This is a genomic window from Paraburkholderia phenazinium (genome assembly GCF_900142845.1).
In the GTDB taxonomy this organism is placed as follows: domain Bacteria; phylum Pseudomonadota; class Gammaproteobacteria; order Burkholderiales; family Burkholderiaceae; genus Paraburkholderia; species Paraburkholderia phenazinium_A.
Window position 1 is genome coordinate 483167 of record NZ_FSRU01000002.1, and the last position, 17195, is coordinate 500361.

General features: G+C 65.0%; 21 protein-coding genes and 1 tRNA gene. 12 read left to right on the forward strand and 10 right to left on the reverse strand.

From position 1 onward, the window contains the following. The first annotated feature begins 41 nt into the window (after positions 1–41). The 6 genes from BUS12_RS19175 to lepB all read left to right on the forward strand — a co-directional run bounded on the left by BUS12_RS19175 (position 42) and on the right by lepB (position 6518). Positions 42–1595, forward strand: a complete 1554-nt coding sequence (locus BUS12_RS19175; RefSeq protein WP_083640521.1) for a mannose-1-phosphate guanylyltransferase/mannose-6-phosphate isomerase — start codon at positions 42–44, stop codon at positions 1593–1595. Beyond that, on the forward strand, positions 1567–2115 hold the full coding sequence (locus BUS12_RS19180; protein WP_074298301.1) for a flavin reductase family protein: 549 nt from the start codon (positions 1567–1569) through the stop codon (positions 2113–2115). Before BUS12_RS19175 ends, BUS12_RS19180 begins: the two co-directional genes overlap by 29 nt. A 326-nt stretch (positions 2116–2441) precedes the next feature. Further along, complete coding sequence (locus tag BUS12_RS19185) at positions 2442–3161, forward strand: FadR/GntR family transcriptional regulator (protein WP_074298303.1); 720 nt, start codon at positions 2442–2444, stop codon at positions 3159–3161. Between the two features lie 94 nt (positions 3162–3255). Further along, a complete protein-coding gene (locus BUS12_RS19190) occupies positions 3256–4407 on the forward strand; it encodes an acyltransferase family protein (protein WP_074298305.1) in 1152 nt (383 codons plus the stop codon). A gap of 219 nt (positions 4408–4626) precedes the next feature. Continuing rightward, positions 4627–5604: a Gfo/Idh/MocA family protein gene (locus BUS12_RS19195; protein ID WP_074298307.1), complete on the forward strand. Its 978-nt coding sequence runs from the start codon at positions 4627–4629 to the stop codon at positions 5602–5604. A 215-nt stretch (positions 5605–5819) separates the two neighbouring features. Beyond that, entirely contained in the window at positions 5820–6518 is a 699-nt protein-coding gene (gene lepB, locus BUS12_RS19200) for a signal peptidase I (protein ID WP_074301585.1), read from the forward strand. A gap of 102 nt (positions 6519–6620) precedes the next feature. Here the strand turns inward: lepB and BUS12_RS19205 are convergent, their stop codons facing one another. The 6 genes from BUS12_RS19205 to BUS12_RS19230 all read right to left on the reverse strand — a co-directional run bounded on the left by BUS12_RS19205 (position 6621) and on the right by BUS12_RS19230 (position 11768). Further along, positions 6621–7280: an amino acid ABC transporter permease gene (locus BUS12_RS19205; RefSeq protein ID WP_074298309.1), complete on the reverse strand. Its 660-nt coding sequence runs from the start codon at positions 7278–7280 to the stop codon at positions 6621–6623. A gap of 173 nt (positions 7281–7453) precedes the next feature. Continuing rightward, positions 7454–8251 (reverse strand): cystine ABC transporter substrate-binding protein, encoded by a 798-nt coding sequence (locus tag BUS12_RS19210; RefSeq protein ID WP_074298311.1) that lies wholly within the window; start codon positions 8249–8251, stop codon positions 7454–7456. A gap of 176 nt (positions 8252–8427) precedes the next feature. Beyond that, entirely contained in the window at positions 8428–9450 is a 1023-nt protein-coding gene (locus tag BUS12_RS19215; RefSeq protein ID WP_074298314.1) for a quinone-dependent dihydroorotate dehydrogenase, read from the reverse strand. A 129-nt stretch (positions 9451–9579) separates the two neighbouring features. After that, complete coding sequence (locus tag BUS12_RS19220; protein ID WP_074298316.1) at positions 9580–10401, reverse strand: arginyltransferase; 822 nt, start codon at positions 10399–10401, stop codon at positions 9580–9582. Between the two features lie 72 nt (positions 10402–10473). Continuing rightward, positions 10474–11211 (reverse strand): leucyl/phenylalanyl-tRNA--protein transferase, encoded by a 738-nt coding sequence (gene aat / locus BUS12_RS19225; protein ID WP_074298318.1) that lies wholly within the window; start codon positions 11209–11211, stop codon positions 10474–10476. Between the two features lie 11 nt (positions 11212–11222). Beyond that, complete coding sequence (locus tag BUS12_RS19230) at positions 11223–11768, reverse strand: NUDIX hydrolase (protein ID WP_074298320.1); 546 nt, start codon at positions 11766–11768, stop codon at positions 11223–11225. A 225-nt stretch (positions 11769–11993) separates the two neighbouring features. Here BUS12_RS19230 and BUS12_RS38830 point away from each other — a divergent pair, with 225 nt between their 5' ends. Both BUS12_RS38830 and BUS12_RS38260 read left to right on the forward strand, forming a co-directional pair. Further along, complete coding sequence (locus BUS12_RS38830) at positions 11994–12170, forward strand: hypothetical protein (protein ID WP_171991684.1); 177 nt, start codon at positions 11994–11996, stop codon at positions 12168–12170. 2 nt (positions 12171–12172) lie between these two features. Next, a complete protein-coding gene (locus BUS12_RS38260) occupies positions 12173–12514 on the forward strand; it encodes a hypothetical protein (protein ID WP_143788405.1) in 342 nt (113 codons plus the stop codon). A gap of 115 nt (positions 12515–12629) precedes the next feature. Here BUS12_RS38260 and BUS12_RS19240 read toward each other — a convergent pair. After that, positions 12630–12706: transfer RNA gene (locus BUS12_RS19240), tRNA-Met, on the reverse strand. Positions 12707–13008: 302 nt separating this feature from the next. On the opposite strand from BUS12_RS19240, the gene BUS12_RS19245 reads away from it, so the two are divergent. After that, complete coding sequence (locus tag BUS12_RS19245) at positions 13009–13506, forward strand: heme-degrading domain-containing protein (protein ID WP_074298324.1); 498 nt, start codon at positions 13009–13011, stop codon at positions 13504–13506. 10 nt (positions 13507–13516) lie between these two features. Beyond that, positions 13517–13849, forward strand: a complete 333-nt coding sequence (locus BUS12_RS19250; RefSeq protein WP_429305257.1) for a DMT family transporter — start codon at positions 13517–13519, stop codon at positions 13847–13849. Between the two features lie 11 nt (positions 13850–13860). Here BUS12_RS19250 and BUS12_RS19255 read toward each other — a convergent pair whose 3' ends face one another. Continuing rightward, positions 13861–14250, reverse strand: a complete 390-nt coding sequence (locus tag BUS12_RS19255; RefSeq protein ID WP_253190165.1) for a hypothetical protein — start codon at positions 14248–14250, stop codon at positions 13861–13863. 115 nt (positions 14251–14365) lie between these two features. Next, complete coding sequence (locus BUS12_RS19260) at positions 14366–14563, reverse strand: hypothetical protein (RefSeq protein ID WP_074298328.1); 198 nt, start codon at positions 14561–14563, stop codon at positions 14366–14368. A gap of 301 nt (positions 14564–14864) precedes the next feature. Between BUS12_RS19260 and BUS12_RS19265 the strand changes: the two genes are divergently transcribed. Next, positions 14865–15152 (forward strand): DUF1488 family protein, encoded by a 288-nt coding sequence (locus BUS12_RS19265; RefSeq protein ID WP_074298330.1) that lies wholly within the window; start codon positions 14865–14867, stop codon positions 15150–15152. Between the two features lie 118 nt (positions 15153–15270). Here BUS12_RS19265 and BUS12_RS19270 read toward each other — a convergent pair whose 3' ends face one another. Continuing rightward, complete coding sequence (locus BUS12_RS19270) at positions 15271–16239, reverse strand: NAD-dependent epimerase/dehydratase family protein (RefSeq protein ID WP_074298332.1); 969 nt, start codon at positions 16237–16239, stop codon at positions 15271–15273. A 132-nt stretch (positions 16240–16371) separates the two neighbouring features. On the opposite strand from BUS12_RS19270, the gene BUS12_RS19275 reads away from it, so the two are divergent. Next, complete coding sequence (locus BUS12_RS19275) at positions 16372–17190, forward strand: TetR/AcrR family transcriptional regulator (RefSeq protein WP_074301587.1); 819 nt, start codon at positions 16372–16374, stop codon at positions 17188–17190. Positions 17191–17195 lie beyond the last annotated feature (5 nt).

Sequence of the window (17195 nt, forward strand, 5' to 3'; positions counted from 1 at the left end):
TTGCGCAGGTCCGGCTTGCCGCACCACTTGGGGAATCCCGCATGAACGATTTTGCCTCGCCTGTCATGCTGCCCGCCCACGTGCGGCAAGCACAGGTGTGTTGCACGGTCCAGTCCGTGATCCTGGCCGGAGGTTCCGGCACGCGGCTGTGGCCGCTGTCGCGAGAACATAGTCCCAAACAGCTCGTCGATCTGCTCGGCGACCGCTCGTTGCTCGAAGCCACCGTGCAGCGCGTGAGCCACGTGTTCGATGCGCGGCGCTTCGTGCAACTCGAGCCGCTGGTGGTGTGCCGCGAGGATCTGCGCCTGCCGACGGCGGAGCGCCTGCTCGACTGCGCGCCGCACGCCCGCATCGTGCTCGAGCCGGCCTCGCGCAATACCGCGCCTGCGCTCACCGTGGCCGCGCTGGCAGCGCGTGCGGCAGCACCCGACGGCGACGATCCGGTGCTCATGGTGATGCCGGCCGACCATCTGATCGCCGGACAGGCCGCTTTTGCCGCGGCGCTCGGCTATGCCGTCGAACATGCGGCAAGCGGCGCGATCGTCGCGCTCGGCGTTCCGCCGCAGCACGCCGAAACCGGCTATGGCTACATTCGCACCGGTGCGCTGCTGGGCGAGGCCGGCTCGCGTGCGATCGAGCGCTTCGTGGAGAAGCCCGGTAGCGAGCTGGCCGAACACTATGTCGCGTCCGGCGAGTACTGGTGGAACAGCGGCATCTTCGTGGTGCGCGCTTCGGTATGGCTCGCGGCGATTGCGCATTACCAGCCGGCGATGGCGTCGGCGTGTGCCGATGCCTTCGCGCGCGCGGCGTCGGACAGCAGCGGTGCGCTTCATCTGGATGCGGCCGCCTTCGCGGGCTGCCCGTCCGATTCGATCGACTATGCGGTGATGGAACACCTCGGCTCCGATCCGCGTTTTGCCGGCGTGGTCGTGCCGCTCGTCGCGGGCTGGTCCGATGTGGGCGCATGGGATGCCGTGTGGCAGGTCTCGGACAAGGATGGCGACGGCAATGTGGCGCGGGGCCGCGTCATGTTCGAAGGCAGCACCGATAGCTTTGCGCACTCGGGCGGCCGGCTGGTGGCGTGTGTCGGCGTGACGGGCCTCGTGGTGGTCGAGACGGCCGATGCCGTGCTGGTCGCCGCGAAGGATCGCGTGCAGGACGTGAAGGCGATCGTCGGGCGCCTCAAGGCCGAACACGGCGCCGAGGCGCAAGAGCATCGCAAGGTGCAGCGGCCGTGGGGCTACTACGACTCGATCGACCGCGGCGAGCGCTTTCAGGTCAAGCGCATTGTCGTCAAACCGGGCGGGCGTCTGTCGCTGCAGATGCATCATCATCGCGCCGAGCACTGGGTGGTGGTGCGCGGCACGGCGCGCGTCACGCGCGGTGCGGAAAGCTTCCTGCTGTCCGAGAACGAGTCGACCTATATCCCGCTCGGCGTCACGCACCGCCTCGAAAATCCGGGCAAGACACCGCTCGAAATCATCGAGGTGCAATCGGGTGGCTATCTCGGCGAAGACGACATTGTGCGCTTCGACGATCAATACGGCCGTATGCAGGGGACCGCCGATGAATGCCCGGGCACTTCAAGTCAGTGATCTCGCCGGCGGCGCGGGCGTGGCCGATGCCCCATCCGCGTTCGACGAACGGCGCTTTCGCCATGCGCTGGGCCGCTTCGCCACCGGCGTGGTGGTGATTTCGACCGGCGCGGGCGAGAGCATGCACGCGATGACGGCCAACGCCTTTATGTCCGGCTCGTTGAATCCGCCGCTGATCGTGGTGTCGGTCGGGCACCGCGCGCGCATGCATCGCTGCCTGATGGATCACGCGCACTTCGGCGTCAGCGTGCTCTCGGACGAGCAGGAGTCGCATAGCCGCCACTTCGCCGGCGACGCGCAGACCGCGTTTGCGCCGCGCTTCGCCGAAGTCGACGGGTTGCCGGGCGTGGTGCTGCTCGAGCATGCGGTGGCGCGCTTTGCCGCGCGCGTGGTGGACCGTCATCCGTGCGGCGACCACACGCTCTTTATCGGCGAGGTGCTGGTGTTCTCACTCGATGAGCAGGCGCCGCTGGTGTTTTTTGGCGGACGCTATGCCTCGGTCGCCATGGGCCGCGCCTGAGCGGGCCGCCGCGCCGCTCGCGCAGGCCTCGCACGAACTGTGGTGGATTTGCCAATCGCTGCGCTTGCGTGCGTCTTCGCACGATGCAACTTTTCCATCTCCCGCACGCTTATCACGCAAGCTTGCAGCGCGTCGCTGCAAGGTGCGTTACATGAACGAAACAATTCTTCAGAGGGATAACCCTGTTAGGACGTTTCCCAACTGGCGCATCTGTTTTTATGCTAGCAACGTATCGATTAATACAACAAAACAAAAGAAAAAAACCGAGAGGGCCGTTTCATCAACAGGCTACGCGGGGGATACAAACCCGCAGCGGGGAGAGTGTCATGGAACAGGGAAACAAGGATCGATCACTGGTCAGCAAGGTGATGGATGGGCTGGTCACGGGTATCGTCGAAGAGAAGTACGGCGCCGTGCTGCCGCCGCAGGATGTGCTGTCCAAGGAGTTCGACGTGAGCCGGACGGTCATGCGCGAGGCGTTGTCGATGCTGCTCGCGCGTGAGATGCTCGACGTGAGGCCGAAGATCGGCACGCGTATCCGGCCCATGCGCGACTGGCGGATGATCGATGAGGACGTGGTGAGCTGGCGTTTTCGCGCGAAGCCCGATCCGGTTTTTCTGCGCGACGTGATCGAGTTCCGTGCGTTGATCGAGCCGCGCGCCTGCGCCCAGGCGGCCGCGCGCGGGACGGCCGCCGAGATTGCGGGAATCCGCGAAGCCTTCGATCTGTTCCGCTCGAGCCGGCCCGGCGAGAGCGGCTACCAGGGCGCCGACGAGCTGCTGCATACGCGGATCGTCTCGGCGAGCGGCAACCAGTTCTTCCAGCAGATGGCGACGATCATTCGTGGCGCGCTGTCGGCGATCAATCCGATCGTGGCGGGGCGCGAGGGCGGCTGGGAGGCTGTGATCGGCACGCATGGCCGCGTCGTCGAGGCGATTGAACGGCGCGATCCGAAGGAGGCCGAAGCGGCCTCGATTGCGATGATCGACTTTACCGCGGAAGAGATCCGTCACGCGCTGTCGATCGAGCCGCTCGGCCATACCTGAGCGGCACGCCGTGCGCGGCGCCAGTGTGGCGCCGCGTACAGACCACGCGGGCTGCATCGCGGACAGTGTCGCGAGAACTTCGCGGGAGTCCGCCATGTACAAATCGCTTCAGGCCTGCCGGGGACTCGCCGCGTTGATGGTGGTCTTCTATCATGCGCGTGGCGCGATTTCCCAACCCAAATACTTCGGCGAGTCTGTGCTCGGCAATGCGTTCATCTTCGGCGGCTCCGCCGGGGTCGACTTCTTCTTCGTGCTGAGCGGCTTCATCATCTTCTGGATCCACGCGAAGGACATTGGTCAGCCGAAGCGCCTCGGCAGCTATCTGGCCAAGCGGGCGATCCGGATCTATCCGACCTACTGGACGATCTTCGCCGTGGTGTGCTGCGCGGCGCTGGCCGTGCCCGCATTGCGCCAGACGGTGCCAGGCGATCCATGGACGCTGCTCAAGGCATTGCTGCTCGTGCCGATGGATCCGGCCACGCCGGGTGTCACCGCGACCGGAGCGCCGGTTCTGACCGTGGCGTGGTCGCTGCAATTCGAGGTGATGTTTTATCTGTTCGTTGCGCTGGCTATCATCGCGCCGCGTGCGTGTCTGCTCGTCGCGGCGCTGTGGGTCGTCAATTTCTTCACGTGCCGGACGGTTTGCAGTTTTCCGCTTGGCTTCTTCGCCGATTACCGCATCCTGCTGTTCGCGCTTGGCGGCGCGACCGCCTGGCTATGCCGCAGGACCGTGGCGAGCGGTGCGGCGGCTACGCTGCCTGCTGCGGTCGCGCGCGGCGGATGGCGCGTCGGGCCGTGGACGGACCGGCTATCGCTGATGCTCGGAGTGAGCATCCTGGTCGCCGCGGCTACGTTGCACACGCTGGGTTTGATGGACGCCGGCGTGGTACGGCAGGAGTCGCTGATCAGCCTGTATGGCCTCGCCAGCGCGCTGATCATTTTCGGCGTGGTCAAAGCCGAGGACCGTGGCGCGGTCCATGGCGCGCACGCAGGATGGCAAGTGCTGGGCGCCGCTTCCTATGCGCTGTATCTGCTGCACTATCCGCTCATCAGCGTGGTGATGAAGCTGATGATGGTGCTCGGCCTGCGAGGCCTGGGGGGTGCGCTGTTCGCGCTGGCTGTGGCCGTCAGCGTATCGGTGGCGGCCGCGGTCCTGTTTCATCTGCATGTGGAGCGGCCGATGCTGCGCACGCTTGGCGCCTGGCGCTGGCCGGCGCTGCGCGCGGCAGGCAGCCCGCGCGTGTGAGCGCGTTCGCTTCGCGTCTGCGTTTGCGTCGCGTCGCGTCGCGTCGCGTGCGCTGGGCGGTGCTCTCGCATGTCGAGCGGTGCGCCCTGCGCCTGTGTTGCTTCGTCACCGTCACCGCGGCAGTGGTCTGCGTGATATCGTCTTTTCCTTTTGATTTCTACCGGTAGGGCCGGGTCGTCTTGGCCTGCCCGTGCCGGGATCGATGGGAGAGAACGGGTCATGAACGACACCGCCGTGATTCACTGGGGCATCGTCGGCACCGGCCGCATTGCCCGCCGCTTCGCGCAAGGTCTGGCGCACGTGCCGGCCGCACAACTCACCGCGCTCTGGTCGCGCCGTCCCGAACCCGCCGCAGCCTTCGCCGAAGAATACGGCGGCAGCGTGTGCGCCGGCTTCGAAGCCCTGCTCGCCAGCGGCATCGACGCGCTCTACATCGCCACGCTGCAGGACAGCCACGTCGACTACGCGATCGCCGCGCTCGAAGCGGGCCTGCACGTTCTGTGCGAAAAGCCGGCCACCATCAACGCGGCGCAGCTCGAACGTGTGCTCGCGGCGGCCCGCCAGGCACAGCGGCTCTTCATGGAAGCGATGAAGCCGCCGTTCTATCCGCTCTACGAGGCGCTGCGCGCCCATCTCGCTGCCGACCCGATCGGCGAGATCGGTCTCGTGCGGGCCGGTTGTTCGGCGGCGAACGTGCCGCCCGACCATCCTTCGTTTTCCTTCGAGCACGCCGGCGGGGCGTTGCTCGATATCGGCATCTACGAGATGTTTCTCGCCGTCGACTGGCTCGGCGCGCCGCTCGAAGTGCAGACGCTGGGGCGGCTCGGCGCGACCGGCGTCGATACCTTCGCGAGCCTCAATAGCCAGCACGAGCGCGGTATCGCGCAACTGTTCTGCGGACTCGATCTGTACGGCAAGGGCGACGCGCTGCTGCTCGCGCCCGGCGGCCACGTGACGATTCACGAGAACTGGTGGAACCCGGCGCGCGCGACGATCCGTTATGGCGACGGCCGCGTCGTCGAACTGGATGTGCCGTTCGAAGGCGGCGGGCTCAACTACGAGACCGCGCATTTCTGCGAGCTGATCCGCGCGGGGCAACTGGAGAGTCCGGTGATGCCGCACGCCAAATCCTTGCAGATGATCGCGATGGCCGATGCGGCGCGCGCCGCGCTTGGGCTGCGGTTCGCGGGCGAGTGAGGGGCAATGAGGGGTAGTGGGGACAGTGAGGGGCAATGAGGGGCAGTGGGTGACGCCGCGGCGGCGCGAGCGTGCGGGTGCGTGGGCATGCGCGTCCCTATGTCGTCACGTTGACTGCAAGCCGCGGTGGTACGATTTGCGTCGGCGCGTTTGCGTCGGCGCGGCGCAGAGGTGCCGCCAAAGCTTTCGATTACCTTCCGCAGGAGCTGTCCTCGATGCGCATGCTTGGAAAACTGTGGCGCGACAACAAAAGTCTCGTCGCCTTTCTCGTTCTGATGGTGCTGTTCCGCAGCGCGATCGCCGACTGGAACGTGGTGCCGAGCGGCTCGATGCTGCCCACCATTCGCGAAGGCGACCGCATTTTCGTCGACAAGATGGCCTACGATCTGCGCGTGCCGCTCACGCATATCGCCATCGCGCATTTGCACGATCCGCAGCGCGGCGACATCGTGACGATCGAGTCGTCGGCCGCGCATGAACTGCTCGTCAAGCGGCTGATCGGCCTGCCCGGCGACAGCGTGGCGATGCGCGACAACGTGCTGTATGTGAACGGCGTGCGCGCCGCTTATCAACCGCTGAAGTTCGGGCCGCTGCCGGGCGATGCGACGTCGCCGGCCGACTATCTGACTGAGCGTTTCGACGGCGTGGTGCATACGGTGCGGCTCTCGCCCGAGTCGCCGAGCCCGCGCAATTCGTTTGGGCCGGTGATCGTGCCGCCGGGCCAATACCTGATGCTCGGAGACAATCGCGACAACAGCGCGGACTCGCGCTACTTCGGCTTTTTCCCGCGAGGGGAATTGATGGGCCGCACGCGCCGCGTGGCGTTTTCGCTTGACCCCGATCATTACTATGAGCCGCGCTTTAGCCGCTTCGGTGCGCGGCTCGATACGCCGCCGCCGCTCGCTGCGCGTTGAGCGTCTGAGCGGGGCAGCCACGGTCAACTTGACGCCGGGTGATACCGGCGGCTGCGCGGCCCGAGCAGCTAGCTTAAGCCCCGCGCAAGCGCCCCTGCCGATTCAATGCCGTGTGGGCAGCGCGAGACGCTGCTCATACCAGTGCTGCACCCATTCCAGCACCTGGCAGAGCACCCAATAGATCGCGGCCGCCGCGAGGTACAGCGGCAACGGCTGATAGGTCGACGCGATCACTTCCTGCGCGCTTCTCAGCAACTCGGTCACGGTGATCACCGAGACCAGTGAGGTGTCCTTGATCAGGCTGATCAGACTGTTCGACAGGCTCGGCACGGCAATGCGCAGCGCCTGCGGCGCAATCACATAGCGCAGGGTCTGGCGCCGCGACAGGCCGAGGCTATACGACGCCAGCCACTGGCCGCTCGGAATGCCGAGGATCGCGCCGCGCATGCTCTCGGACAGATACGCGGCCACATTGGCCGATAGCGCGATCACGCCCGCCGGCGTCGGATCGAGCGAGACGCCGAGGCTCGGCAGGCCGTAGTAGATCACGAAGATCTGCACCAGCAGCGGCGTGCCGCGCATCAGGCTCACATAGATCCGCGCGATCCAGTTCAATCCCCGGTTGTGGCTGATCCCCATCACGGCGAGCACGCTGGCGGCCAGCAACCCGAAGATCATCGACAGAACCGCGAACTTGACCGTCAGGACGGCGCCCTGAGCGAGCACCGGGAGCGATTGGACGAGCAGGGAAGTGGTGGACATGGGCGGTGAGTGTTGTGTGCAACAAAGCGCACATCATAAACGGGTGATGGGGCGCAGACGTATACGCGCGCTCACCAGGGCAGGGCGCATGGGCGTTGCTGCAAAGAAAAAGGCGGCATCGCCAGGATGCCGCCTTGTGTCCCGCGTGGGGTTTTCTACCGGCGCAGTCAGCTTCAGTTCGTGACGGGCTTGGTCACGTCGATGCCGAACCACTTGTCGGAGATCTTCGCGAAGGTGCCGTCCGCTTCGAGCTGGGTCATTGCCTCGTCGATCGCCTTGGCGAACTTCGGATTACCCTTCTTGAACGGAATGCCCGACGGCGTGCCCGCGCCGACCATCGCACCCGTGCGCAGCGGCAGCGGCGAGGTCTTCAGCAGGTAGGCGAGCATCAGGCGGTCATTCAGCGCGGCGTCGAGACGGCCGGCGGCCAGATCGGCCAGATACTCGGGCGCGCCCGGATAGGTCTTCACATCGATGCCCGGCACCGACTTCGCCATGTCCATGTAGTTCGTGCCCAGACCGACGCCGAGCTTCTTGCCCTTCAGATCGTCCAGCGACTTGAACTGGCGCGTGTCGTCCTTACGCTGGATCAGCTGCGCAGCCGAAAACGTGTAGCCGGGCGAGAAATCGAGCACCTGCTTGCGGGCGTCGGTGATGCCGACCTGGTTGACGATCACATCGAACTTGCCGGCCTGCAGGCCGGCGATGATGCCGCTCCATTCCGTCGTCACAAACTCGGGCTTCACGCCGAGTTTCGCGGCGACGGCCTTGGCGATGTCCACGTCGAAACCGACCAGCTCACCCGACGGCGCCTTCGAATCGAACGGCGGGAACGTGCCTTCGAGGCCGATGCGCAGCGTGCCGCGTTGCTTGACCTGGTCGAGCAGGTCGTCCGCGTGGGCCGTCGCGGCGGTGAACGAGGCGCCAATCAGGCCGGCCACCAGAATGTTTTTCAGCAAGCCAAACTTCATCGTGTTCCCTTATTCATGCTTGTTGCCCAGGAGGGCGGTTTGAACAGCGGAAAGGATAACAAAGCAGACTATCGGCACTTAAATACTGTTTGTTTATGTCTATATAACCTGGTCGGACCCTTGGCCTGTTGGTGCTTCAGCCCGCGCTTCAGCCCGCGCGCCGGCAGTGTCTCAGTTTAAGCCAGCGCCTGTGCGCATTCTGCCACCAGCGCGGGGCCGCGGTAGATAAAGCCCGTGTAGAGCTGCACCAGCGCCGCGCCGGCTGCGAGCTTGGTGCGTGCGTCCGCGCCCGAGAAGATACCGCCGACGCCGATGATCGGCACCGTCTCGCCGACCTCGGCGCGCAGCTTGCGGATCACTTCATTGGACGCGTCGAACACCGGCTTGCCCGACAGGCCACCGGCTTCGTCAGCGTGCGGCAGGCCCGTCACCGCGGTGCGCGAGAGTGTCGTATTGGTGGCGATCACGCCTTCGAAGCGGTGCCGCAGCAGCGTGTCGGCGATCGACTTGATCTGCTCGTCGTCGAGGTCCGGGGCGATCTTCAGCGCGAGCGGCACCAGCTTGCCGTGCAGGTCGGCGAGGCGCTGCTGCTTGTCCTTCAAGGCGGCGAGCAGGGAATCGAGTTCGCCCGCGCCCTGCAACTGGCGCAGGTTCTTCGTGTTCGGCGAGGAGATGTTGACCGTCACGTAGCTCGCAAACGGATACACGCGTTCGAGGCAGTACAGGTAGTCTTCGGCGGCGCGCTCGATCGGCGTGTCGGCGTTCTTGCCGATGTTCAGGCCCAGCGTGCCGCGATAGCGCGCGGCCTGCACGTTCTTCACGAACTGGTCGACCCCGGCGTTGTTGAAGCCCATCCGGTTGATCACGCCACCTGCCTCCGGCAGCCGGAACATGCGCGGCCGCGGATTGCCCGCCTGCGGGCGCGGCGTGACGGTCCCCACTTCGATAAAGCCGAAGCCGAGGGCCGCCAGCCCGTCGATGCACGCGCCGTCCTTGTCCAGCCCGGCGGCGAGGCCCACCGGGTTACGGAAGGTGAGCCCCATCACGGTGCGTGGCGCCTCGGGCACGCGCGGCGCGAGCGTGCCGGCGATGCCGGTGCGGCCGGCTGCGCCGAGCAGGCGCAAGGTCAGATGGTGAGCATCTTCCGCGTCCATGCGAAAGAGTTGGGCGCGTACGAGCGGATAGAAGGAACTGAACACAGGGCGGAGCCGGGCGGCTAAAAATGGGAACCCGCCATTTTACCGGCTTTGACGGGGCGGCAGGGTGCGTAGGACGCGATGGGGGCGATCGCGGACGCTGGTGCTTGCCTCAGCGCCGCGCCGCCGGCGTCACAGCCGTATCGGGCCGCGCCGGCCCTGGATGGCGGCGTCGACCGGCGCCAGCTCGAGGCTATGCGGATCGAGCGTTTTCCAGGCGCCGTCGACGAGGCCTTCGAGCGGCCGGAAATTGGCCTTGTACGCCATCTTCTGGCTCTCGCGGATCCAGTAGCCCAGATACACATAGGGCAGGCGCAGGCTGCGCGCCTGCTCGATCTGCCAGTAGATGTTGTAGGTGCCGAAACTGCTGTGCGGCAGCTCCGGCTCGAAGAAGGTATAGACCGAGGACAACCCGTCGCCGAGGATGTCGATCATGCTGATCATGCGCAGGATGCCTGGCGCATCGGGATATCCGGCCAGCGGCTCGCGGAATTCGACGAGCCGCGAGTTGATCCGGCTTTGCAGCAGGAACTGCTCGTACTGGTCGCGGCTGTCGCGGTCCATGCCGCCGCCCGCGTGCCGCGCCGACTGATAGCGCATGTAAAGCGCATAGTGTTCTTCGTCGTAATGCAGCGGGGCGACCGTGGCGATGAGGCCGCCATGTTTTTTCCACACTTTGCGCTGCGTGCGGTTCGGCTCGAACCGGTCCACCGGCACGCGCACCGGCACGCACGCGCGGCAGCCGTCGCAATAGGGGCGGTAGGTGAACACGCCCGAGCGCCGGAAGCCCGCCTTGACAAGGTCGGTGTAAACATCGGAGTTGATCAGATGGCTGGGCGTGGCGACCTGCGAGCGTGCCACGCGCCCCTCCAGATAGCTGCAGGGGTACGGCGCCGTTGCATAGAATTGCAGCGCGGAAAGGGGTGAAAGCGGCAGCTCGTTGGGGTGCGTCACGTTGGCAGCTCTCGAAGCGTCTCTGGTATTTCACACCCGCCGCAGTCTCGGCAGCGGGCCCGGCTTGGCACGTTACGCCGCGGGCGCGACGACATCGAGCAGGACCGTCTTGTCGAAGCGCCAGGGGATGGGCGCGGCATCGACAGACGCGCGGACATGCGCGATGAACGCCTTGCGCGCTATCTCGCGACCGCCCAGCGACGCCAGATGCGACGTGTTCTGCTGGCAGTCTATCATTTCTATTTTGTGACGTCGCAAGTGTCCGACGAGCGCGGAGAGCGCCATTTTCGACGCATCGGTCACCTCGGCGAACATCGATTCGCCGAAGAACATCCGGCCGAACGACACGCCATACAGACCGCCTACGCGCTCGCCCTCGAACCAGGTTTCGATGCTGTGCGCTTCGCCCGCGCGATGCAGCGACGAATAGGCTTCCACCACATCGGCGGTGATCCAGGTGCCGCGCTGCCCGCGCCGTGGCGCCTGCGCGCAGGCGCGCATCACGGCGGCGAAGTCGTGGTCGACGCGGATTTCCCACGCATCGTCGCGCAGCACGCGCTTGAGCGTCTTGCGCAGCGAAGGCGAGACCTTGAATTCAGCCGGACGCAGGATCATGCGCGGATCGGGGCTCCACCAGAGCACCGGCTGGCCGTCGGAGTACCAGGGGAAAATGCCGCGCCGGTAGGCGTCGATGAGGCGCGACGGCAGCAGGTCGGCGCTGGCGGCGAGCAGTCCCGGCGCGCCGCTCGACGCGCCGAGCGCGCGCTCGACGGCGGGGAACGGATCGTCGGGTCCGAGCCAGGGAACCATGCGTGCGCCGCTCAGCCTTCGCGCAGCGAGCGGAAGATGTCGCCGGTATGCAGGCCGTAGCTGCCGGATTGGCGGTCGGCAAAGAAGAAGCGCAGCGTCTGGCCGACGGTCGGAAAGGCGATGTCGTCCCACGGAATCTCGTGTTCCTCGAACAGCTTCACTTCGAGGCTTTCCTCACCGGCGTCGACGTCGAGATCGAGCAGCCGCGCGAGGTAGAACAGATGCACCTGATGCACGTGCGGCACGTTGAGCAGCGAGAACAGGCTCTGCACCTCGACGCGCGCACCGGCTTCCTCGAGGGTTTCGCGGGAGGCGCCTTCGGAGGTGGTCTCGCCCATTTCCATGAAGCCGGCGGGCAAGGTCCAGTAGCCGTAGCGCGGTTCGATGGCGCGACGGCACAGCAGCACCTTGTCGTCCCACACCGGGATGGTGCCCACCACGTTGCGCGGATTCTGATAGTGCACGGTACCGCAACTGGCGCAGATGAAGCGCTCGCGATTGTCGCCCGGCGGAATGCTCAGGCTGACCGGGTGACCGCAGACAGAACAGAATTTCATAGGAAGGGGACGAAGAGTGGTAACAGGAGTTTATCACCAGGGCGAATTATCAAGATGGCGGTGCCTGGCGAGGGCGCGAAATCGGAGCGGGAAGCCGCGCCGGCGGCCCTGGCCGGATGGCTAGTGTGGAAAAAATCGCTTAGCAAAGGGCTGGTGATTGCATTAGGATTGCTATTCAGTTTGGACGCCCTGACAAGGGCATTTTCAATGCGGTAGGAGGAGGGCATGATGCGCAACAAACAACGCTCCGAGCGGGTTCGGTTTATCGTCGCCTGCGGGGTCATGGGCGGGCTCGCGGTCAGCAAGTTCTTCGGCTGGATCGACCGGTCGGTTGACATGCAGACCATCGGCGTCGTGATCGGAGCAGGGGTGGGGTCGCTCAGAGTATTTACGCTCGTCTGAGCATGTCGCTTCAGGTTGGCATGTCTTTATTCGGACTACAGATTGATGGAGGTTGGATTGATGACTTTTCCTACGTGACGGCCGTTGCGTGGTCGTGGGCCCGCTATGTCAAACGCCGGCGTATGCCGGTGCGGCGTTCCGCGAGGCGGGTGCATCCCATGCGGGCGCTTTTCTGCTCGTCCACTGCTGCGGACTTTTTCAGCGGCCTCTGTCTTTTCCCGCTGTGCGCGCTGGCCGTATCGCTGTTTTCGGATCCGTTGCTGCACGCACTGCTGTCGGGTAACCGTTTGCTTCTGAGTGCGGCCGGGGTCGTTGCGCTGTGTTCGGTGACAGAGAATTTTTAGCGAGGCCGCGAACGAAACGCACAAAGCGCACAAACAAAAAAGGCCTGCCGGTTAGGCAAGCCCTTGATGTTTTCGACGTTAGCTATTCGATGCGTACGCGATACGATTAGCTGCTTGGTTGCGGGGGTAGGATTTGAACCTACGACCTTCGGGTTATGAGCCCGACGAGCTGCCAGACTGCTCCACCCCGCGTCCGTCGAAGAAAAGATTATAGGACAAACCGCATACCCGCGCAATACCTTTTTAAGAACAGACTTCAACATGGCGGTGAGCGCGCTGCTGATACGTATGCGCCGCGTTGTGTGCAGCCATGAGGGCGAAGGGTCTCGATGTCGTATTGCCACTGATGTTGTGCGGATCTCGAAGCGAGTCATCAGGACCGCTGCGCTAGAATCCGTTTTCCATCTGCGTCGCTACGCCGTGTCTATCCAACACCCGGCATTGATATCCGCCAGGTTGCGGCGACGCATCCCTCTCTCGTTCTTCTTCCGCCCATGGACATCGTTCAAGATCTGCAGTCGATTGCCGCTCAGGAAAACGCCCTGGTGTTCCCCCATTTCGATGCCGATCGCGCATGGCAACTCGGCGCGTATCTGCACGAGGTTGCGCAAGCGCGCGGACTCGCGCTCGCCATCGACATCCGCACCTTCGGCCAGCCGCTGTTCTTCAGCCTCCTCGCGGGCGCGACGCCGGACAATGTCGACTGGGCGCGCCGCAAGGGCAACGTGGTGGCGCATTTCCGCCGCAGCTCATACGCGCTCGGTTTGCGCATGCAGCAGGCGGGCAGCACGCTCGCCGAAAAGCACGGCTTGCCGCTCGGCGAATACGCCTCGCATGGCGGCGCGTTTCCATTGACGGTGGCGGGCGCGGGTGTGATCGGTTCGGTGACGGTGTCCGGCCTGCCGCAGCGCGCCGATCATGAGCTCGTCGTGGAGGCGCTGTGCGCGCACCTCGGTCAGGACTACAGCAAGCTCGCGCTTGCAAAGGCCTGAACTCATGCGCGTGCCTCCTTATGCGCTGCTCGCCATCGCCATCGTCGCCGAGGTGATTGCCACCTCCGCGCTGCGTGCGTCGGAAGGCTTCTCACGCTGGTTGCCTGCGGCGGTGGTCGTGCTCGGTTACGGCGTGGCGTTCTACTGTCTGTCGTTGACGCTCAAGACCATTCCAGTCGGGATCGTCTATGCGATCTGGTCGGGTGCCGGCATCGTTCTGATCAGTCTCGTCGCCCTGGTGCTGTATCGGCAGGTGCCCGATTTGCCGGCCATCATCGGGCTCGGGCTGATCATCTCCGGTGTCGTCGTGCTCAACCTGTTCTCGAAGATGCAGGCGCATTGAGGCGTTGCGCGTTACTTGCAGCGGACGATCATCGAACGGTTTTTCACGTTGGCCGATACGACGTTGGTAACGCTGCCGCCGGCGGCGCCGCCTTCATCGTTGTCTTTTGAAATGATGTCGTAGCCGGTGGCGCCGCAGGCTTGCCCCGCCTGGACATAGCAGGACGCCCAGCTCGACGCGGCGTCCGCGCCGCTGCAGTTCACCGCAAAGCCGGTCTGGCCGTTCGGCAGGTTGATCAGCGAGGTCGTATTCGACGACGCACACGCGCTCAAGGCGACGGCGGCCAGCAGCGCAACGGGCAGGGCGCCGATACGCGCCCACGCGCTGCGGCTCGCGCCGTGCGCTGCCTCGGTGGCAGGGCACTGGCCGGACGGGCGAAAGCGCCGCGTAAGTTGCTTCATGGTGTGTCCTCTTTAAACGGATGGCTAGACGAATGGCGAAAGCGACGGCGTTGCAAACGCCGCGCGGCCGGAGCGCGAGCAGCGCGAGTGGCGACCGGAGGCGCTACGGCGCGGCTCAGTCGAGCTCCGGGTCGATCGTAATGCCCGCGCTTCTGACAATGCGGCGGCTCTCGGCCCCGCTTTCAGTGGCCGCATCTTCCCAGATGCTGATGGCCTTTGGAATCTCGATGCCATGGTTGCCGGCATAGGCGAACCATGTGTTGGCCGCATCGGGCTCGGCGATTTCAGTTTGCTCTAAAAAATATTTTCCCATATTGCGGACTCCCGGATCGATTAGGTCCCACGCACATATCGTGCCGCGTACCGGGTTCGACCGTGTCGCGTCGCGCAAGTGCGGCGCAAGGCTTTTTTTCACGGAGAACTTATTGCCGCCAGATGCGACTTATACCTGTTGGATGCACGCAGTGGTCCGATTGCACCCAGGCTCCTGGTCGAGTACGTCCGAGGGTGGACCGCGGTGCAGTCCGGCGAGTACCATAAGTGCGAAGTCCGATTTCGCCGGGCCTGTGGTTCCGGCGTCTGACTTTCTGACGGATTCTTCTGATGAGGCGACCATGGAAATTCGGTTTCCCGCGGACGCGCCCGCTTACCGCGATTCCAACCTGACAGTCGTGTTCCGCGCGCTGGTGGACGGCGAGGCCGTGCCGTGCGCGATTTCGGTGGAAGCGCTTGAAGACCATTTCGGCGCATGCTCCGAAGACCGCGAAGGCTGGATGCGAGCCTTCGACGCGGGGCGTGGACGTATCGAAGAGGTGGCGCGCGAGCATCTGCAGATCAGCAACGGCACTCCCGTGCTGCTGAAGAGCGGGCATTTTCCGCCAGGCAATGTGGCTGGCCTGTAGCGGCTAGGCAAAGGGCGCTGCGTAGCGAAGGAGGGTGCGTGCCGCGCTGTGTCCCATCGTGCCGCAACTGCATGCCGCCATCTCATGTGCCACCCCGTGCGTCACCTTATGAGCCACCTCACGCCGCCACTTTCGCCGCGTCCTGCGCAGCGGCAAAAGCAAGGCGGATACCCTCGTCATACGAGGTCTTCCTGATCGGCCCAATCAGCGCCTGCAACGCACTGTCGTCGAGTATGAGCGGCTCGCTCATCAGGTAATTCATTTCCACCATTTCCCGCATGATCGGATTGAACAGGCCGAGCACGCGCAGCATCGGCTTGCCGGCAACCATCAGTCTGGGTTCGCGTCCGGCCAGCGCATAGGCTTTGGCGGCGATCTCACGCTGCGTGATCGTACCGGCGCCGGCGAGGTGCAGCCAACGGCCATAGGCCTCCGGCGTGCGCGTGAGGGTCTCGACGACCGGTCCGACATCCGGTACGAACACGAACTCATGCGGCACGTCGATCGGGCCGACCATCTGCGCCCGCGTGCCGCGCGCCGCGCTTTCGAACACGCCGTTCACAAAGCTGCGCTCGACGCCTGGGCCGTAAAAGTCGGGCAGGCGCAACACGAGCGTCGAGAGTCCATGATGGCCGTGCGCGTCGAGCACCAGATTCTCCTGGGCGAGCCGCATCTGGCCTTTGAACGTGTGCGGTTCACGGGGATGATTTTCCGTCACCGGTTGGCTGCGCGCGCGGCCGTACGGATAGACCGTGCCGATCAGGATCAGGCGCTCGACACCTGCCGCGCGCAGGCCGGCCAGCGTCTTCTCCATCAGCGGCGGGTGCGTCTCGAACTGGTTGTAGGGCACGCCCACCAGATATATGGCCGTTTGCAGGCCTTGGGCCGCAGCGACGACCGACGCCGGATCGTCCGGGTTCCACGTGACGATCTCCGCACGCGGATCCTGGCCGAAAGCCGCTTCGAGCGAACCACGCGAGCGCCCGATGACGCGGTAGTCCCGCCCGGTGGCGCCCAGCGCGTGAGCAATGCTTTGGCCGATTGCCCCGGCGGCGCCGAACAGGCCGACTTTCCCTACGTTTTCCATGACGACTCCTTGAACAAGGTGACGGACTTCGATGTGCCGCCAAATAACTGGATGAATTTTTATGAACATCGTTTAGTGAACGGTGTTCAGTTTAATTTGACTTTTCAGTTTGTCAACCGGAAAATGCGTGGCATGGGAATCAATGAACGAAAGACTCGCGAGAAGCAGGCGTTGCGCGACCGCATCCTCGAGGCGGCGCGGCGCATCGTCATACGCGAAGGGTTCGCGGCGCTGTCGATGCGCAAGATCGCCGACGCCATCGAATACTCACCCGCTACGCTATACCTGTACTTTGCTAGCCGCGACGAGATTGCGCGTGCGCTGTGCGCGCAGGGCTATGCGCAGTTGCTTGCCGGTTTTGAGCCGCTCGCGCAGATTGCCGATCCCGCCGAGCGGCTGAAGGCGCTGGCCCGTGCCTACGTGGCGTTCGGCGTGGCGCATCCGCAGACGTACCGGCTGATCTTCATGGAAGATCCGACCTACCTGGGCGCGGCGCTGGGCGGCGCGAGCGAAGCGGAGAAAGCGTCCGCCGGCGCGGCGAACGAGCGGGCGAACAAACCGGCGGGCAATCCGGCCGACCCCCAGGCTGCTCCCCAGGCCGACGCCCAGCTCATCAACCCCGCGGCCTCCGACGATTCCAGCGACGCGGCGATGCGCCTGATGGTGGGCGCGCTCGACGAGCTGAAAGCGGCGGGGCGCCTGCCGGCATCGGCGGACGGCGCGGTCTGGGCCGAGGCGTTGTGGGCCACGATGCATGGAATCGTGGCGCTCAATCTGACCTGTCCGGTGTTTCCGACTTCGCCGCTCGACACGGTCATCGACGCCGCGCTGGACGCCTGGTTCGGCGTACGCGAACAGCCGGCTGCGGCCGCCGCCGCGGCGCCGCCGGCCGCAGCCCGATCCACGCGCGCGCGCCGTCCGGCCGCGAAGCCGAAAGCCGTCGACGCGTGATAACG

What these genes read in the sequence shown, in the direction of transcription:
- BUS12_RS19175 (WP_083640521.1), top strand. Translation starts at nt 42, where the DNA reads ATGAACGATTTTGCCTCGCCTGTCATGCTGCCCGCCCACGTGCGGCAA.
- BUS12_RS19180 (WP_074298301.1), top strand. Translation starts at nt 1,567, where the DNA reads ATGAATGCCCGGGCACTTCAAGTCAGTGATCTCGCCGGCGGCGCGGGC.
- BUS12_RS19185 (WP_074298303.1), top strand. Translation starts at nt 2,442, where the DNA reads ATGGAACAGGGAAACAAGGATCGATCACTGGTCAGCAAGGTGATGGAT.
- BUS12_RS19190 (WP_074298305.1), top strand. Translation starts at nt 3,256, where the DNA reads ATGTACAAATCGCTTCAGGCCTGCCGGGGACTCGCCGCGTTGATGGTG.
- BUS12_RS19195 (WP_074298307.1), top strand. Translation starts at nt 4,627, where the DNA reads ATGAACGACACCGCCGTGATTCACTGGGGCATCGTCGGCACCGGCCGC.
- lepB (WP_074301585.1), top strand. Translation starts at nt 5,820, where the DNA reads ATGCGCATGCTTGGAAAACTGTGGCGCGACAACAAAAGTCTCGTCGCC.
- BUS12_RS19205 (WP_074298309.1), bottom strand. Translation starts at nt 7,280, where the DNA reads ATGTCCACCACTTCCCTGCTCGTCCAATCGCTCCCGGTGCTCGCTCAG.
- BUS12_RS19210 (WP_074298311.1), bottom strand. Translation starts at nt 8,251, where the DNA reads ATGAAGTTTGGCTTGCTGAAAAACATTCTGGTGGCCGGCCTGATTGGC.
- aat (WP_074298318.1), bottom strand. Translation starts at nt 11,211, where the DNA reads ATGGTTCCCTGGCTCGGACCCGACGATCCGTTCCCCGCCGTCGAGCGC.
- BUS12_RS19230 (WP_074298320.1), bottom strand. Translation starts at nt 11,768, where the DNA reads ATGAAATTCTGTTCTGTCTGCGGTCACCCGGTCAGCCTGAGCATTCCG.
- BUS12_RS38830 (WP_171991684.1), top strand. Translation starts at nt 11,994, where the DNA reads ATGATGCGCAACAAACAACGCTCCGAGCGGGTTCGGTTTATCGTCGCC.
- BUS12_RS38260 (WP_143788405.1), top strand. Translation starts at nt 12,173, where the DNA reads ATGTCGCTTCAGGTTGGCATGTCTTTATTCGGACTACAGATTGATGGA.
- BUS12_RS19245 (WP_074298324.1), top strand. Translation starts at nt 13,009, where the DNA reads ATGGACATCGTTCAAGATCTGCAGTCGATTGCCGCTCAGGAAAACGCC.
- BUS12_RS19255 (WP_253190165.1), bottom strand. Translation starts at nt 14,250, where the DNA reads ATGAAGCAACTTACGCGGCGCTTTCGCCCGTCCGGCCAGTGCCCTGCC.
- BUS12_RS19260 (WP_074298328.1), bottom strand. Translation starts at nt 14,563, where the DNA reads ATGGGAAAATATTTTTTAGAGCAAACTGAAATCGCCGAGCCCGATGCG.
- BUS12_RS19265 (WP_074298330.1), top strand. Translation starts at nt 14,865, where the DNA reads ATGGAAATTCGGTTTCCCGCGGACGCGCCCGCTTACCGCGATTCCAAC.
- BUS12_RS19270 (WP_074298332.1), bottom strand. Translation starts at nt 16,239, where the DNA reads ATGGAAAACGTAGGGAAAGTCGGCCTGTTCGGCGCCGCCGGGGCAATC.
- BUS12_RS19275 (WP_074301587.1), top strand. Translation starts at nt 16,372, where the DNA reads ATGGGAATCAATGAACGAAAGACTCGCGAGAAGCAGGCGTTGCGCGAC.